This is a genomic window from Tardiphaga sp. 619_E2_N8_4 (genome assembly GCF_051810905.1).
In the GTDB taxonomy this organism is placed as follows: domain Bacteria; phylum Pseudomonadota; class Alphaproteobacteria; order Rhizobiales; family Xanthobacteraceae; genus Tardiphaga; species Tardiphaga robiniae.
Genome location: NZ_JBPWQJ010000001.1, coordinates 248,719 through 264,686 on the forward strand (window position 1 = coordinate 248,719; position 15,968 = coordinate 264,686).

The 15,968-nt window shown below is 61.6% G+C and carries 18 protein-coding genes; 8 read left to right on the top strand and 10 right to left on the bottom strand.

Annotated features, from left to right (window positions below; all coding sequences use genetic code 11):
- Window positions 1-94: 94 nt before the first annotated feature.
- Window positions 95-2,164 (bottom strand): cytochrome c1, encoded by a 2,070-nt coding sequence (locus AB8A23_RS01210; RefSeq protein ID WP_184513370.1) that lies wholly within the window; start codon window positions 2,162-2,164, stop codon window positions 95-97.
- A 59-nt stretch (window positions 2,165-2,223) separates the two neighbouring features.
- Window positions 2,224-2,751, bottom strand: a complete 528-nt coding sequence (petA, locus tag AB8A23_RS01215) for a ubiquinol-cytochrome c reductase iron-sulfur subunit (RefSeq protein WP_068733107.1) — start codon at window positions 2,749-2,751, stop codon at window positions 2,224-2,226.
- Between the two features lie 646 nt (window positions 2,752-3,397).
- On the opposite strand from petA, the gene AB8A23_RS01220 reads away from it, so the two are divergent.
- The 3 genes from AB8A23_RS01220 to AB8A23_RS01230 all read left to right on the top strand — a co-directional run bounded on the left by AB8A23_RS01220 (window position 3,398) and on the right by AB8A23_RS01230 (window position 7,528).
- On the top strand, window positions 3,398-5,596 hold the full coding sequence (locus tag AB8A23_RS01220) for a TonB-dependent siderophore receptor (protein ID WP_439057118.1): 2,199 nt from the start codon (window positions 3,398-3,400) through the stop codon (window positions 5,594-5,596).
- A gap of 106 nt (window positions 5,597-5,702) precedes the next feature.
- Window positions 5,703-6,992, top strand: coding sequence for a siderophore utilization protein FsrB (gene fsrB / locus AB8A23_RS01225; protein WP_089262527.1), 1,290 nt, complete (start codon window positions 5,703-5,705; stop codon window positions 6,990-6,992).
- Between the two features lie 86 nt (window positions 6,993-7,078).
- Entirely contained in the window at window positions 7,079-7,528 is a 450-nt protein-coding gene (locus tag AB8A23_RS01230; protein WP_439057117.1) for a tRNA (cytidine(34)-2'-O)-methyltransferase, read from the top strand.
- Here the strand turns inward: AB8A23_RS01230 and AB8A23_RS01235 are convergent, their stop codons facing one another.
- Window positions 7,529-8,071 carry a hypothetical protein gene (locus AB8A23_RS01235; RefSeq protein ID WP_439057116.1) on the bottom strand — a complete coding sequence of 181 codons (543 nt, stop codon included), beginning with the start codon at window positions 8,069-8,071 and terminating at the stop codon, window positions 7,529-7,531.
- A 192-nt stretch (window positions 8,072-8,263) separates the two neighbouring features.
- On the opposite strand from AB8A23_RS01235, the gene queE reads away from it, so the two are divergent.
- Window positions 8,264-8,896, top strand: coding sequence for a 7-carboxy-7-deazaguanine synthase (gene queE, locus AB8A23_RS01240; RefSeq protein ID WP_439057115.1), 633 nt, complete (start codon window positions 8,264-8,266; stop codon window positions 8,894-8,896).
- A 31-nt stretch (window positions 8,897-8,927) separates the two neighbouring features.
- Window positions 8,928-9,293, top strand: coding sequence for a 6-pyruvoyl trahydropterin synthase family protein (locus AB8A23_RS01245; protein ID WP_439057114.1), 366 nt, complete (start codon window positions 8,928-8,930; stop codon window positions 9,291-9,293).
- 80 nt (window positions 9,294-9,373) lie between these two features.
- On the opposite strand, the gene AB8A23_RS01250 is transcribed toward AB8A23_RS01245, so the two are convergent.
- Together AB8A23_RS01250 and AB8A23_RS01255 are read right to left on the bottom strand one after the other, a co-directional pair.
- Window positions 9,374-9,823 (bottom strand): PaaI family thioesterase, encoded by a 450-nt coding sequence (locus AB8A23_RS01250; protein ID WP_093759607.1) that lies wholly within the window; start codon window positions 9,821-9,823, stop codon window positions 9,374-9,376.
- A 98-nt stretch (window positions 9,824-9,921) separates the two neighbouring features.
- The gene (locus AB8A23_RS01255) at window positions 9,922-10,401 is read right to left on the bottom strand and encodes a MarR family winged helix-turn-helix transcriptional regulator (protein ID WP_120288360.1); all 480 of its coding nucleotides are present in this window, start codon (window positions 10,399-10,401) and stop codon (window positions 9,922-9,924) included.
- A gap of 29 nt (window positions 10,402-10,430) precedes the next feature.
- On the opposite strand from AB8A23_RS01255, the gene AB8A23_RS01260 reads away from it, so the two are divergent.
- From AB8A23_RS01260 to AB8A23_RS01270, 3 genes are all read left to right on the top strand, one after another.
- Window positions 10,431-10,805, top strand: a complete 375-nt coding sequence (locus AB8A23_RS01260; RefSeq protein ID WP_439057113.1) for a nuclear transport factor 2 family protein — start codon at window positions 10,431-10,433, stop codon at window positions 10,803-10,805.
- A gap of 105 nt (window positions 10,806-10,910) precedes the next feature.
- Complete coding sequence (locus AB8A23_RS01265; protein ID WP_315844328.1) at window positions 10,911-11,633, top strand: aspartate/glutamate racemase family protein; 723 nt, start codon at window positions 10,911-10,913, stop codon at window positions 11,631-11,633.
- 82 nt (window positions 11,634-11,715) lie between these two features.
- Window positions 11,716-11,967 (top strand): YodC family protein, encoded by a 252-nt coding sequence (locus AB8A23_RS01270; RefSeq protein WP_093759610.1) that lies wholly within the window; start codon window positions 11,716-11,718, stop codon window positions 11,965-11,967.
- 47 nt (window positions 11,968-12,014) lie between these two features.
- Here AB8A23_RS01270 and AB8A23_RS01275 read toward each other — a convergent pair whose 3' ends face one another.
- The 5 genes from AB8A23_RS01275 to AB8A23_RS01295 are packed head-to-tail and all read right to left on the bottom strand — an operon-like array spanning window position 12,015 to window position 15,715.
- Entirely contained in the window at window positions 12,015-12,878 is an 864-nt protein-coding gene (locus tag AB8A23_RS01275) for a serine hydrolase domain-containing protein (RefSeq protein WP_439057112.1), read from the bottom strand.
- 14 nt (window positions 12,879-12,892) lie between these two features.
- Complete coding sequence (locus AB8A23_RS01280; protein WP_439057111.1) at window positions 12,893-14,146, bottom strand: CCA tRNA nucleotidyltransferase; 1,254 nt, start codon at window positions 14,144-14,146, stop codon at window positions 12,893-12,895.
- A complete protein-coding gene (locus AB8A23_RS01285) occupies window positions 14,143-14,406 on the bottom strand; it encodes a DUF6111 family protein (RefSeq protein WP_089262546.1) in 264 nt (87 codons plus the stop codon). The genes AB8A23_RS01280 and AB8A23_RS01285 overlap by 4 nt, the downstream gene beginning before the upstream one ends.
- Window positions 14,403-15,068 carry a CoA pyrophosphatase gene (locus tag AB8A23_RS01290; protein ID WP_184513346.1) on the bottom strand — a complete coding sequence of 222 codons (666 nt, stop codon included), beginning with the start codon at window positions 15,066-15,068 and terminating at the stop codon, window positions 14,403-14,405. Before AB8A23_RS01290 ends, AB8A23_RS01285 begins: the two co-directional genes overlap by 4 nt.
- Window positions 15,069-15,103: 35 nt before the next feature.
- Entirely contained in the window at window positions 15,104-15,715 is a 612-nt protein-coding gene (locus AB8A23_RS01295; protein WP_439057110.1) for a DUF1285 domain-containing protein, read from the bottom strand.
- Window positions 15,716-15,968: the final 253 nt, after the last annotated feature.

A 15,968-nucleotide genomic window follows, 5' to 3' on the forward strand; every position in this document is an offset into this window, starting at 1 on the left:
AACGGCTCCCCGAGAATCCATGGTCCGGGTGCGCACAGGCTGAAAACGAAAAAGGGCCCCATCGGGGGCCCTTTTGAAAGAACGTTTGCGACGCTCAGTGAGCGTTCGCCCAGACCTTCTTCTTCGTGAAATACATCAGGAACGCGAAGATGATCAGAAACACCATCACCTGCAAGCCAATACGCTTGCGGGCCTCGAGATGCGGCTCTGCAGTCCACATCAGGAAGGTCGAAACGTCCTTGGCATAGTTCTCGACCTTCTGCGGGGTGCCGTCATCGTAGGTCACCTGATCGTCGGAGATCGGCTTCGGCATCTTGATGGCGTGGCCGGGGAAGTACTTGTTGTAATACGCGCCCGGCGGCAGCGCGAAATCCTTCGGCGCCGGATCGACATAGCCCTGCAGCAGGGCGTCGATATAGTTCGGGCCCTTCTCCTGGAACTGGGTGAAGAAGTCGAACACGAATTGCGGGAAGCCGCGGTCGTAGTTGCGGGCCTTGGCCATCAGCGACAAGTCCGGCGGATAGGCGCCGCCATTGGCCGCGCGCGCCGCGTTCTCGTTCGGGAACGGCTTGGGGAATGGATCCGCGAGACGACCGGGACGCTCAAACATGTCGCCGGCATCGTTCGGACCGTCCTGCACCTTGATCTCGGATGCCACTGCCAGCGCCTGAGCCGCAGAGAAGCCCGGGCCGCCCGCGTCCGCGAGGTTGCGGAAGTGGATCAGGCTCATCGAGTGACAGGTCGAGCAGACTTCCTTGTAGACCTTGTAACCGCGCTGCAGGGCACCGCGGTCAAACTTGCCGAACGGGCCGGCAAACGACCAGCTCAGAGACGGCGGCGTCGGGCCGCCATGCTCGTCGGCAGCCTTGGCGCTCTGCGTGCCGCCGGCCATCAGGCCACCGGCGAGGACCAGTGCGACGATCGCGGAGGCTGCCTTCTTGCCGTATTTGGCCAGCACATCGTCAGCGATCGAGTTCGGCACTGCGCGCGGCGTTTCGATACGGCTGAGGATCGGCAGCACGATCAGGAAGTAGGCGAAGTAGCAGAAGGTCAGGACACGGCCGGCGATGATGTAGATGCCTTCCGCGGGCTTGCCGCCGAGCCAACCGAGCAGGACCGCCACCACGACGAACATCCAGAAGAACTGCTTGGCCAGCGGACGATACTTCGACGACTTGGTCTTGGCGGTATCGAGCCAGGGCAGGAAGGCCAGCACGATGATCGCCGAGAACATCGCGATGACGCCGCCGAGCTTGCTCGGGATCGAACGCAGGATGGCGTAGAACGGCAGGTAGTACCATTCCGGCACGATGTGCGCGGGCGTCACACCCGGATTGGCCGGGATGTAGTTATCGGGATCGCCGAGATAGTTCGGGATGTAGAACACGAACCAGGCGTAGAAGATCATGAAGCAGACCATGCCGAAACCATCCTTGATGGTCGCGTAGGGCGTGAACGGCACGGTATCCTTCTCGGTCTTCGGCTCGACGCCGGCCGGATTGTTCTGACCGGCGACATGCAGCGCCCAGACGTGCAGCACGACGACGCCGGCGATCACGAAGGGCAGCAGGTAATGCAGCGAGAAGAAGCGGTTCAGCGTCGGATTGCCGACCGAATAGCCGCCCCACAGCAGGGTCACGATGCTCTCGCCCACATAGGGAATCGCCGAGAACAGGTTGGTGATGACGGTGGCGCCCCAGAAGCTCATCTGGCCCCATGGCAGCACGTAGCCCATGAAACCGGTCGCCATCATCAGAAGGTAGATGATCACGCCAAGGATCCAGAGGATTTCGCGCGGCGCCTTGTACGACCCGTAATACAGGCCACGCAGCATATGGATGTAGACGGCGATGAAGAACATCGATGCGCCGTTGGAGTGCAGATAACGCAACAGCCAGCCGTAATTCACATCGCGGACAATGCTCTCGACCGAATTGAACGCCATATCCACATGCGGCGTGTAGTGCATCGCCAGGATCACGCCGGTGACGATCTGCACGCCGAGCATGAAGGACAAGATGCCGCCGAACGTCCACCAGTAATTCAGGTTACGCGGTGTCGGATAGGCAACGAAGGAGGAATGGACGAGGCCGATGATTGGCAGACGCTTTTCAATCCACTGCAAAGCGGGATTGGTCGGCTGGTAGGTCGATGGTCCGCTCATGATGCGATCCTGAGAAGAGAAAAACACTATCGGCGCGAGATCGGATGGGATCCGACAGCTCAGCCGATCTTGATCTTGGTGTCAGAGACGAAGGCGTAAGGCGGGATCGGCAGGTTGAGCGGCGCCGGACCCTGACGGATGCGGCCCGAAGTGTCGTAGACCGAACCGTGGCAGGGGCAGAAAAAGCCGTCGTAAGCGCCTTCGTGAGCAATCGGGATGCAGCCCAGATGGGTGCAGATGCCGATGACGACCAACCACTGGTCGTGGCCTTCCTTGACGCGGGCCTGATCGGTCTGCGGATCGGGCAGGCTCGACACCGGAACGGCGCGCGCCTCTTCGACCTGCTTCTTGGTCCGGTTCATGATGTAGATCGGCTTGCCGCGCCAGAACACCTTGATGTCCTGCCCCTCGGCGATGGGGGCCAGATCGACCTCGATCGGCGCACCCGCCGCGATGGTCGAAGCATCTGGATTCATTTGAGAAATCAGCGGCCAGACGGCGGCTGCGGCGCCCACTGCAGCCACTGCCCCAGTGGCCACGAACAAGAAATCACGGCGCGTGTGTTCCGCCGAAGACGTTGTCGTCACGATCCCAACCCTTTCTTATCTGCAGCCGGCTTAGACCCCCCGGTCACGCCTTTGCGTTGACCTGAAGCAAAAAACCGACGCCCGCGATTCTCCCCACGGCGGCAGAGGCCTACTAGTCCTTGCCTAACAGGCAGAACACGCAGTCCAGAATCGTTCTATTGGCACCCTTGGTGCGGCAGTGCAAGCCTACGATCGGCGAAGCAAGATGCGATGCACCACAGAATCAACGCCTTTCCGCGCGGCGGATAATTCGGCACGTCGTGACTATAGGAAACAGCCATCAGGCTTTTGGCGGGACAAGGGATCGCGATTCGCAGTCGATCGCGCTCCGCCGATTTTCCGGACACCTCTCGCGCACTACGATTCGCGCGACCGCCAGGCAAAAACGGCAACAATTCATGATCGTGAATAATTCTGCGTCGTTTCAGCAACAAATCGCGCTCAAGTAGCGCGTTTGAAGACGTTCTAAATCGCTAATTCTGTTCTCATTCTTCGCCTGCGCTAAAGCGAAAGCATCCAAATTTTACCGGTAGAGCCGGCCTAACTGGGGCATCGCAGCGTCATGACAACATCCCACTTCATCGAATCGGCAACTCGGCTGCACACGCTTCGGGCTCTATGTCTTTGCGCCGTCAGCGGTCTCGCTTTGTCGATTCCGACAGGTACTGCCGACGCCCAGTCTGCCCTGCCGCCAGTAACGGTGGATGCGCCGCAGCAGCGTACACGTCCGGCGACGGCCAGGCCGACCCAGCGCGCATCGACCAGCCGCGCCGCCCGCACCAATCGCACGGCCCGTGCGCCGCAGGCGGCACCGGTGGCACCAGCCAATCCCAACGCCGGTGAGCGCGCCGGCGGCCCCGTGATCGGTTTCGTCGCCAATCGCAGCGGCTCCGCCACCAAGACCGACACCCCGATCATGGAAACTCCGCAATCGATCTCGGTGATCACCTCCGACCAGATCAAGACCCAGGACGCACAGACCCTCACCCAGGCGCTGCGCTACACCGCGGGCGCCAATGGCGACGTCAATGGCGGTTCCGACACCCGCAATGGCGGCATCCAGATCCGCGGCTTCGACATGACTCAGCAGGGGCTGTATCTCGACGGCCTGCGGCTGCCCAGCACGCCCTATATCCATTTCGACAGCCTCGATCCCTTTGGCGCGTCTCGTCTCGAGGTACTGAAAGGGCCGTCCTCGGTGATGTATGGTGGCAGCGGACCGGGCGGCATTCTCAACTATGTCAGCAAGCTGCCGACCGCCCGGCAGTTCGGCGAAATCTCGGTGTCAGGCGGCAGTTTCGACCGCTATCAGGGCGAGTTCGATTTTGGCGGCCCGGCCAACAAGGAAGGCACGGTGCTCTATCGCCTGACCGGCCTGGTCCGCGACGGCGGCACGCAGGTCGATGACGCCAGGGACAGCCGCGTCTTCATCGCGCCGGCCGTCACCTTCAAACCTAACGAAGACACCACACTCACAGTGCTGGCGAATTATCAGAAGGAGAAGAACGGCTGGGGTCTGCAGTTCCTGCCGGCATCCGGCACGATCTATCCGAATGCGGGCCGTATCATCCCTATCAACCGCAACACCGGCGAACCCGGCTTCAACAGATACAACAACGAGATCGCTTCGGTTGGCTACCTGTTCGCGCATAACATCAACGACAACCTGACCTTCCGGCAGAACCTGCGCTACTCGTGGATGCACAACGAATCCGACAGCATCAATGCCGGCGGTTACCTCGACGAAGCCGCCGGACTGCTCTACCGCTACGGCGGATCATCGGCCTCTACGATCAACTCCATCGCCGTCGACAACCAGCTGGAGGGCCACTTCACCACCGGCATCCTGAGCCACACCACGCTGTTCGGCATCGACTATCGAAACACGACATCGACCGACGTCAACACGAGCTACAGCGCCGATCCCCTCAACGTCTTCAACCCCGTCTACACCAACACCTGGACCAAGGGCGCCCTCTACGAAGACTATCGCGTGAAGCAATCGCAGGTCGGCATCTATGCCCAGGACCAGATCAAGCTCGGCCGGCTCTCGGTCCAGCTCGGCGGCCGGCAGGATTTCGCCAAGACGACCTACGACAACTACATGGACGGTTCATCGACCTCCACCGACGCCTCGGCCTTCACCGGTCGTGCGGGCGTGATCTACAATTTCGACAGCGGCGTGGCGCCCTATTACAGCTACTCGGAGTCGTTCCTGCCGGTGCTGAACATCGCCAATGGCAGCCTGCTGGCGCCGGAAACAGCGCATCAGCATGAGGTCGGCATCAAGTATCAGCCGGTCGGCGTCAATGCGATGATCACGCTTGCCGCCTTCGACCTGACCCGGCAAAATGTCGTTCGCTTCCTGCCTGTTGCGCCATTCACGGCGATTCAAACCGGCGAGGTCAATTCGCGCGGCATCGAAGTGGAAGCCACCGCCACCCTCGCCGCCGGCTTCAATGTCCGCGCCGCCTATTCCTACATCGACATCGAAGTCACCAAGGATCCGGTGAATGTTGGCAAGGCTCTGACCACCGTGCCGATGAATCGCTTGGGCATCTGGAGCGACTACACGATGCAAGGCGGCCTGTTCGAGGGCGTCCAGGTCGGCGGCGGCATTCGCTATATCGGCGATAGCTGGGCCGACGATGCCAACACAAGCAAGGTGCCGGGAGCCACCGTGGTCGACGCGCTACTGGCCTATAATCAGAAGAACTACCGGCTCGCGCTCAACGTCACCAACATTGCGGACACCCGCTATGTTTCATCCTGCTACAGCCCCGTTTATGGTTGCTTCTACGGTGACTCGCGCAAAGTCGTCGCCAAGCTGACCTATCGCTGGTGAACATTAGAATCACCCTAAAACGCGACAATACGCCACCGCCGGTCTCTCGACCGGCAGTGGCGACACTTGGTAGTAAACGCGACCACAACAACACGGGCGGAACGCCATGAGATCGATCTTCGGGCGCCTGCATCGCTGGGCTGGACTCCTCACCGCAGCATTTCTGTTCTTCTCGGGCGTTACCGGCGCGGTTATCTCATGGGATCACGAGCTTGACGATCTTCTCAACAGCAAGCTGAAGGATGTCACCACCGCGGGGCCCGCCAAGCCGTCGATCGAACTTGCGGGCCTGATCGAGCAGCGCGATCCGCGTGCGCGTGTGATCCATATGTACATGACGCCGGAAAAGAATGAGTCGCTTTCGTTCTTTGTTCTGCCGCGGATCGATCCCACGACAAGCAAGCGTTACACGCTCGATTACAATCAGATCTTCCTCGATCCCAACACCGGTGAGGAACTCGGCCGCCGCTATTGGGGCGCCGTCTGGCCCGTGACCCGCGAGAACTTCGTCTCGTTTCTCTACAAGCTGCACTACACGATGCACATCCCGGAATTCTGGGGCAGCGACCGCTGGGGCATGCGCATCCTCGGCGTCATCGCCATCATCTGGACCATCGATTGCTTCATCGGATTCTATCTGACACTGCCGTCGCGCAAACGCGTCAAGGCGGGAGCCGCTCCCGCCGTCGCGCGCGAACTCGGCAAGGGGTTCTGGGCGCGCTGGAAGCCGGCCTGGATGATCAAGACCTCGGGCAGCGCCTACCGGATCAATTTCGACATCCACCGCGCCTTCAGCCTGTGGACCTGGGCCCTGCTCTTCATCATCGCCTTCACGGCGTTCTCGCTGAACCTGTATTTCGAAGTCTTTTCGCCGCTGATGAAGAAGTTCTCGGACTACACGCCGACGCCTTACGAGCAGCGTGAGTATCGTCACCTCGATAATCCGATCGAACCCAAGATGACCTGGGCCCAGATCCTCGAACGCGCCACCGCCGACGGCAAGGCGCGCGGCTGGACCACACCGATCGGCTCGCTGTTCTATGGCCCGGCACACGGCGTGTATCAGGTGTTCTTCTTCGAACCTGGTGACGATCACGGCGCCGCGGGCGTCGGCCCGCCGTCGCTGTTTTACGACAGCGAGGACGGCCGCCCGCTCGGCGCCAAGCTGCCCTGGGTCGGGACCGCCGCGGACATCTTCGTGCAGATGCAGTTCCCTATGCATTCGGGACGAATCCTGGGTCTGCCCGGCCGCATCCTGATTTCGGCGATGGGCCTGGTCGTGGCGGCGCTCTCAGTCACCGGAGTGGTGATCTGGTGGCGCAAGCGCCGCGCACGCGTGAAGGTACGCGAGACAACGGAAGCACGTTCGAATACGCGACTCGCGCCGGCGGAGTAGAGCCGCCGGCCTTGTCCGACTGCATGTCAGGCGGTATCGCCTGACATGGGCCGCGTCGATCAAGATGCGGCCGGAGAAAGTCCGCCGTGCGCATCGCCCTCTACCAGCCTGACATTCCGCAGAACACCGGCACCATCCTGCGGCTCTGTGCCTGTCTCGATGTCGAAGCGCATATTATCGAACCGGCGGGCTTTCCGACCTCCGACCGCCATTTCCGCCGCGCCGGCATGGACTATCTCGATCAGGTCTCCATCGTCCGGCACGATTCCTGGCGGCATTTCGAGGACTGGCGGCGCGAGGCCGGCCATCGTCTCGCGCTGTTCACCACCAAGGGCGCCACGCCCTATCTCGAGCATCGCTATTCTGACGATGAGATTCTGCTGTTCGGCCGCGAGAGTGCCGGTGTGCCGGAGGAGGTTGCGACCGCCGCAGAGAGCCGCGTGGTCATTCCCATGCGTGAGAGTCTGCGGTCGATCAATCTGGCGATGACGGTGGCCATGGCATTGGGAGAGGCCCTGCGGCAGACGCGCGGCTGACTACCGCCCGCTCGGCACACGCGTAGCGATGTAGTCCTTGCCCTTGGCCGTAAACGTCTCGCGAATGATGAAGCCATCCGCCGGCGACATCGGGCCGATCGGCACTGGCCCCGTGGGCATGATCAGCGTGGCATTCCCGCCGACGAAGATCAGCAGGTGGCGACGTTCTGCCAGCAGCTTCTCCGACCAGGCGATCAGGCCGGAATGGATCGGCTCCTTCTGCCAGGCGAAAGGCGAGCCGGGATCGACCTGGCCATAGATGAAGCCCGTGGTCGGATAGACCGAAAACACGATCTTCGAATTTTCCGGCTTCCAGAATTCCGGCATCTCGTTGTCCTGGATCCAGACGCAATCGAAGGCGCGGCATTGCTGTGGTCGGGTGTCATAGATCTTGCAACCCTGCGCGATCGCGCAGTGCTTGCACCACTTGCCCGCCGGCTTGGCGAGGTCGTCGATGCGATAGACCTTGCAGCACATGGTGCAGGTCCCGCACGTACGTGTGGCGGCGGCAGAACTGCCGGATGTGACGAGCGACGGCTGCATGGTATCCAGGTGCGACAATTTGACGTGATGTCATCGACCTTTGGCGGCCCGCGCCGGACATCGCAATTGACATGTCGGTGATCGGCCGGGACATCCACCGGCTAGCCGTGCTAAGAGCCGCGGCTTACCCCATATGGAACCGAGATGTGGCCCGAGCCGGATCGGGCATGCCGGTTTTAGAGAGCTAAGACAGTGAGTTACGCGGTCAAAGAGATTTTCCTGACATTGCAGGGCGAAGGCGCCCATGCCGGCCGCGCGTCCGTATTCTGCCGGTTTTCCGGCTGTAATCTCTGGACGGGTCGGGAACAGGACCGCGCCGAGGCCACCTGCCAATTCTGCGACACCGACTTCGTCGGTATGGACGGCACGCTGGGCGGTCGTTACCCCACCGCCGACAAGCTCGCCGACACCATCGCCGCGCAATGGGTGGGCCCTTCCGATAACCGCTATGTGGTGCTGACCGGCGGCGAGCCGCTGCTGCAGGTGGACGCCGAACTGATCGACGCATTGCATGCGCGCGGCTTCGAGATCGGCGTCGAGACCAACGGCACCGTGGCGCCGCCCGCAGGCATCGACTGGATCTGCGTCAGCCCGAAGGCCGGCGCGGAACTGGTGGTGCACAGCGGACACGAATTGAAGCTGGTCTATCCGCAGGCGCAGGCGATGCCGGAGAAATTCGAAGGCCTCACCTTCGAGCGTTTCTCATTGCAGCCGATGGACGGGCCGGACGCCATCAGCAATACCGCTGACGCGGTGGACTACTGCCTGCGCCACCCGCAATGGCGGCTGAGCGTGCAGACACACAAGACACTTGGGATCCGCTAAGGACCCGGACTTCTAAGGACGACGACTTCCTATGTGGGAACTGACCAAATCGTTTCGCTTCGAGGCGGCGCATGCGCTGTCTCACACCACGCTCGGTGAAGTGAGCCAGGAAATCCATGGCCACTCCTTCCGCGCCGAAGTCACCATTCGCGGCGTGCCGGATCCCGTGACCGGCATGGTGATGGATCTCGGCTTGCTCGACCGCAGCCTCGACGAGCTCCGCAAGACGCTCGACCACAAGTTTCTCAACAAGATCGAAGCGATCGGCATTCCGACGCTGGAAAATCTCTCGCGCTTCATCTGGGACCGCGTCGCCGACAAGGCTCCCGTCGTCCGCGTCGGCGTGTTTCGCGACAGCTGCAACGAGAGCTGCATATATTTCGGGCCGAAGGGTTAGAGTCTTTATTGGAGCATGATCTCTCGACAAACGAATTCGTTTGTCGGCGAAAACCGGTATCCACTTTTCGGGATGATGCTCTAGTCTTTTCCCGTGATCATGCAGGTGGCGGTGGCATGGGCGCAAAGCCTGCCATCCTTGTCGGTCAGCGTCCCCTCCGTCGCAGCCATCCTGCGCCCCATGTGAATGATACGGCCCTCGGCGCGGATCGGCCCTGACGCGGCCGTCATGGCACGGATATAGGTGACCTTGAGATCGAGCGTCGCGTAACCGGTTCCTGCTGGCAGCGAGGTCTGCACCGCCAGCGCGATGGCGCCATCTAACATCGTGGCTGCGTAACCGCCATGCACCGTTCCGAGCGGATTGTAGTGATCCTCGTTCGGCGAGCCGACCAGCACAACCTTGCCCTGCTCTGCGGACTCGCCCTTGATGCCGAGTGTGCGGCCGATGCCGCGCGCAAATCCGCCTGCGGCGAAGGCCTGCTGCACAAGCTTCAGGCCGCTGCTCGCGTCACCAATCTCAGTTGTCATGTTTGCCTCCGCCGTCCCGTGAACATCCTTGTTATGGGACCGGGATGGCAGAGCTTGCCTTTCAAGTCAATATTGTTGACCTTAAGACTTGAACTTGGCTAGTCGCGCGCCGCCTCCGCCATCACCGCCGACCATGCGGCCTGGCTGCCCGCCCCCGCCTTCTTGAAGGCGCGGGCCATGATCTTACGCTCATGACCGGATGCGATGCGCTCGACCGCGCGGCCGGCGGGCGTCAGTTCAAGAATCTTGAAACGATGCCGCGTCGGATCGCGCTTGACGGCCACATAGCCCTCATCGAGCAATTGCTTCATCGGGCGATGCAGCGCCTGTTTCGAAATCTGCAGGATCGCCAGTAGATCCGACATCGTGATGCCCTCGCCGCGCAGCACGGCATAGAGAATGCGATGGTGAACCCGAGACAGGCCGACCGTCGCCAGATACTCGTCAGCCGCACGCGTCATCCCGCGCCATCCGAAATACATCAGCGCCAGTGCATCATCGAGTGGATCGAGCTTCTTCAGGTCAATAACATTGACTTGATTGCGGGCGGTGTTAGGCTTCACAGAAGATGGGCTCATCGAAGGCTCACGACAGGGAGACAGGATGCATGTTGACGCGGCAGGACGCGATCGCATTCGCGCAGCAATGGGCTGCAAACTGGAATCGGCTCGCGATCGATACGATCGTTGATCATTTTGCTCCCGAAGGTGAGATGCGCAGCCCGCTGGCAACGAAACTGGCGGGATCATCCACCATAAAGGGACGCGACGCCATTCGCACCTACTGGCACGCCGTCTATGGCGGGCTATCCGAGCCACATCTCACCCTGGAGAGCGCCGCCTGGGACGGCGCGTTACAGCGCCTGACGGTCTGGTGGAGCGCGCCGCTGCCCGGTGGACCGACCCGGGCGTGCGAGATGATGGATTTCGATGCCGATCACCAGATCGTCCGCAGCGAAGCCTATTATGGCGCCGGCAGCTAGGACGGCGCGGGCGGCACGTCTCATGCGCCCGCGTGCGTTTCGATGATCGCCGTGCATTTCTCGCACTGGCGCCTATAGTGGACGGAGTCATCGAGAGCCCATCCCGTGCGCATCCTGCTGATCAATCCCAACACCACCGAGAGCGTCACCACGCTCGTAAAACGGCATGTCGAGGCCATAGCCGGCGATGCCGCGACCTTTGTGCCGGTGACTGGCCGATTCGGCGCCCGCTATATTTCAACGCGCGCCTCGGCGGCCATCGCAGGCCATGCGGCGCTCGACGCCTATGCTTCTCATGGCGCCGGCTGCGATGCGGTCTACCTCGCCTGTTTCGGCGACCCCGGCCTGCTGGCGCTGCGCGAAATTGCAGACGTTCCCGTGGTCGGCATGGCCGAAGCGTCCTGCATCGAGGCGTCCAGACGCGGGCGTTTCGCCATTGTGACGGGCGGCGCGCTCTGGGGGCCGATGCTCCGGGAATTCGTCGGGAGCATCGGCTTGGCCGACAAGCTCGCCAAGGTGCGCACCATCGCACCGACCGGCGGCGATATCGCGCGGAATCCCGATGCAGCACTGGCCGCGCTCGCCAGCGCTTGCACGGCCTGTGCCACGGACGACGGGGCCGAGGTCGTGATCCTTGGCGGCGCAGCACTCGCCGGCCTTGCGTCTCGCATCCAAGCTGACGTGCCGGTACCCGTCTTGTGTTCCGTCGAAACCGGCACGCGTGCCGTGATCGCCGCAGCAGCGAAAGGTCTCGACAGCAGCCCGCCGCCTGCGCTGGAGAGCGTCGGCCTCGGCGCGGAACTCGCAAAACTGCTTCAGCAAAAATAGCTGACAGAAACATCCCCGTGTTCGGCCTGTCATGACGCGGAGCTAGACTCAGTGCGCGTCAAACACATTTCGGGAGCCGACCATGGAATTGAAATCAGGCGATGTCGTCATGCTGAAGTCGGGCGGTTGCCCGCTGACCGTGGCCGACGTTGACGGCGACAACATCGAATGCATCTGGCTGGGCGAGGAAGGCGATCTGTTCCGCGAGACCCTTCCGCGTGCCGTGCTCGAACTCGCCCTCGTCATCCCGCATGACGACGAAGACGAGAGCGAAGAGGACGAAGCTGAAGAACACGACGACGAAGAAGAAGAGCACAAGAGCAAGGTGGCCTGATCAGGCCGTCCGCCGCCGGGCGCAAATGTCCGGCGGCGGCTTGTTGCTCATCTTTGCAGACCGAGTTTGAACGCGTCCGCCTCGATATTGCCTGCAGCACCGTCGGTCGCGAAGACCGCAACGGTTGCTTGCGCATGTTCGGGACAATGATAGACGGCGATGCCACTGCCCGGACCGCCGCCGGTATGCCCGACGACGCGTAAATTACTGGTTGTCGTTCCAGCCATAACGCCAAGGCCGTAAGCCGCGTGTTGCCACGGACGTCCTGTACCGGGATCACCCACTGCGATTCCGTGGCACATCTCGTCGCGCAGCCCCACAGGCAGCAAGTCCGTCGTCATCAAGCGGTGCAACAGCATTGCGGCATCGCGCAATGTCCCGACCGCCAGCCCGTGATAGACCCAGCGCGGATCGTAAGACTGCGCATTGCCCATCCGGACATCGGCGAGATCGCTGCGTTGATTGGCGATGCGCGGCCCGACCACACCGAGCGATTCGAACAATCGCCGTTGCATCAGCGCATCGAGGGTCAACCCGCTCACTTGTTCGAGATGCTGCCTGACCAGCAAATAGCCGACATTCGAATAGGCAAAATGGCCCGGCTCAATTTCGGCATGCAGAGCAGAAACTGAATGCAGCAGCCGGTCCACCGGCCACGCGTCTTCATTGGCAGCGACAGCCGCATGGTAGGCGGGAAGTGAACCGTAGTCCGCCAGACCGGCGCGATGCTGCAACAACTGGCGGAGCGCAAAGGACTCGCCCGGCAACGCATCATCCAGAGCCAACTGTCCATCACGCACCATGGTCAGTGCCGCGGCGGCAATCAGCGTCTTGGTGAAACTCCACCACGGCACAACGACGTCGGCATCATCGCTGATATCGGCAGAACCGGGGCGAATGACGTGCTTCATGGTACCGTCGAGACTTAGAGCTGATGGTCGTGCTTGAATCGCGCAATCGTCTGGTCGGCGATAACAGTCAACACATCGACCTCCATCGGAAAGTCCAGCGCCAGCCAGGCATCTTCCGCCAGCGCCAGCACATGGCCGAGCGCCGGGCCCTTGGCGATGCCGCGCGCCATGAAGTCGGCAGCCCTGAGCGGAAACACCGGCGGAGTCCACCGCTCCGGCAAGGTTACGAGCGCCTTCCAGACCTCGCTGTCGGCTTCGCGGCCGGCGCGGGCCCAGGCGAGCATCATGCGGTTGCGATAACGGGTTTCGCCCAAGCGATAGAGCCGCCGCCGGGCATGGGATTCATCCATGCCCTTCAGCCGCCACCAGCGATGGCCCATCGAATCCAAGGCCTTTGTTTCGTCATTGGACAGCCGCAGCTTTTGCGCAAGCCGCCGCGCATCCTCGGTGACGGCCACACCAAGCGCGCCAAGCCGCAGAACCGCATTAGGTTTCTGCCCCAGAGCCTGCTCGATGGCGATCATTGCGGCGAACGGTCCCTTGTAGGTGACGCCGCCCGCGATCCGTAGCATCAGGCCGGCATCGACCATCGCATCCACCGCCGCGAAGGCCCCATCGGCCACCAGCAGCTTCAGCAACTCCATCCTGATACGCTCGGCCGATATTCCCGCCAGTCCATCGCGGCCGCGAATGCTGGCGAGATAACCTTCGCGATCCGGTACCCCGGCGCCATAGGCGGCATGAATGCGGAAGAACCTGAGAATACGCAGATAGTCTTCGGCGATGCGCCTATCGGGATCGCCGATGAAGCGCACCCGCCGGGCATCGAGATCAGACAGGCCGCCGACATGATCATGCACCACGCCGTCGATGGATGCGGAAAGACCGTTCATCGTGAAATCACGTCGTTCGGCATCGTGCTTCCAGTCGCGCCCGAACGCCACCTTGGCCCTGCGGCCAAAGGTCTCGACGTCTTCGCGCAATGTCGTTACCTCGAACGGCGCACCATCGACGACTAGCGTCACTGTGCCATGCTCGATGCCGGTCGGCACGCTCTTGATATGGGCAGCCTTGGCGCGGCGGATCACTTCATCGGGCATGGCCGTCGTGGCTATATCGATTTCGCCCACTGGCAATTTCATCAGAGCGTTGCGCACAGCGCCGCCGACCGCGCGGGCTTCCTCGCCATTGCCGTTGAGCAGCGCCAGCACCTGCCCGGACGGTCCTGACGTGAGCCACGGCGCGTCGTGCAGTTTGCGCACGCTCATTTTTCGACCCCGGGAACGAGCCTGCCGTTTTCGATATGCGCCGGGACATAGGTCGATCCCGGCGGCGCGCCGGAAAACTGCGCCAGCAGCACGAGGCTGACAATCACCAGCACGGCGGCAGCGATGGCGAGCCTGATCATCACCGGCATCGGCCATGACGATTTCAGTGTCACGCCATTCTTGGTCGCGATGAGGAAAATGGCATAAAGCGCGAACGGGATGAGGAAAATGCCGACTTCGGTCAGAACCGGACGGATCATGTGAGCACGATCCGTTCATACAGCACGCGCAGGATGCCTGCGGTAGCGCCCCAAATATAACGTTCGGCGAACGGCATCGCGTAGTAGGACCGCTCCATGCCGCGGAATTCCTTGCTATGCAGCTGATGATTGGCGGGATCCATCAGAAACGCCAGCGGCACTTCGAACGCGCTTTCGACTTCGTTCTCGTTGATCGTGAGACTGAAGCCTGGCTTCACCCGCGCCAGTGTCGGCAGGATTCGAAAGCCGAAGCCGGTCGCATAGAGATCGAGATAGCCTATCGGCTCGACGAAGGAGCGATCGAGACCGATTTCCTCCTCGGCCTCGCGCAGAGCGGCGTCCAGCGGCGAGGCATCGGTCGGATCGATCTTGCCACCGGGAAACGAGATCTGTCCGGCATGATCGTTGAGATGCGCGGAGCGCTGGGTAAGCAGCACGGTTGGTTGTTCGTGTTCGACGATGCCGATCAGGACCGCGGCCGGACGGATCGGCCGCTCCTGCGCCACGATCTGGATCATGCGGTCGTTGCCGGCATCGCCGGTGACGGGAATGATGCTGGCGTCGGTGAGCCCCTCGGGCACATCGAAATTCAGGCGTGCCTTCGCCCGCTTGAAAAACTCAACTGAACCGATATCCGCGGCATCCGCGTCGGTCTTCAGCATCGGCTCATTCGCCCGGCTCACTTCAATCGGCTCACTTATGTAGCTTCCCTGACCTGCTCCGCATCGACCATGGCAAAAAACGCGCCCGCGGAGGCGATGCCGAACATCGCGATACCATCGACCATCCGCTCCTCGCCCATGTCAACCAGATCGTAATAGATCGCCCGCGTCACCTTGGCCCACAGGTCACTGCGGACATGCAGATAGGGCGTCAGCCCGCCGTCTTCAGCCATCTCGAATCGCAGCCGGTGTATGCTGTCACACTCCACCCAATCGTCCACATTGGTGCGAAACTTCAACACCGTGCCACGCGTGTCCTGCTCCTTGAGCATCTCGACGGCGAGAAATGGGGCATCGTCCACGGTGATGCCGACCTTCTCCACGGGGGTCACGAGAAAGTGCTTGCCATCCTCGCGCTTCAAAATGGTCGAGAACAGCCGCACCAATGCCGGCCGGCCTATCGGCGTGCCCAAATAGAACCACGTACCATCGCTGGCGATTCGCATGTCGAGATCGCCGCAGAATGGCGGATTCCACAGATGCACCGGCGGCAGGCCCTTGCCGGCTTTACCGTTGGCCGCCGCATCCTTCGCCGCAGTGGTCAGGCCATCCAGCCCCTGATTTGCGATCTGCCCTTGCTTCGCCATTGTTTGCCCTGACTTTACCACTGCCATTTGGCACGTTTGGTGCAAGTCTTGAACCTCAAGTCTTGAAACGTGCGATGTCACATTCAAACTCGCCACAACGTGATGCAGTTCATAGCCGCATCCCGATATTGTGGGGATAGTTTAATTCAACAAATACATGGCCTTCGCTTAAGTTTAGCATCAGGTCCATGGAATACTAAGATGGCGTGACGACAAATGCGGCGGCGTACTTCAGGCGCCGTTCACCCGAAGG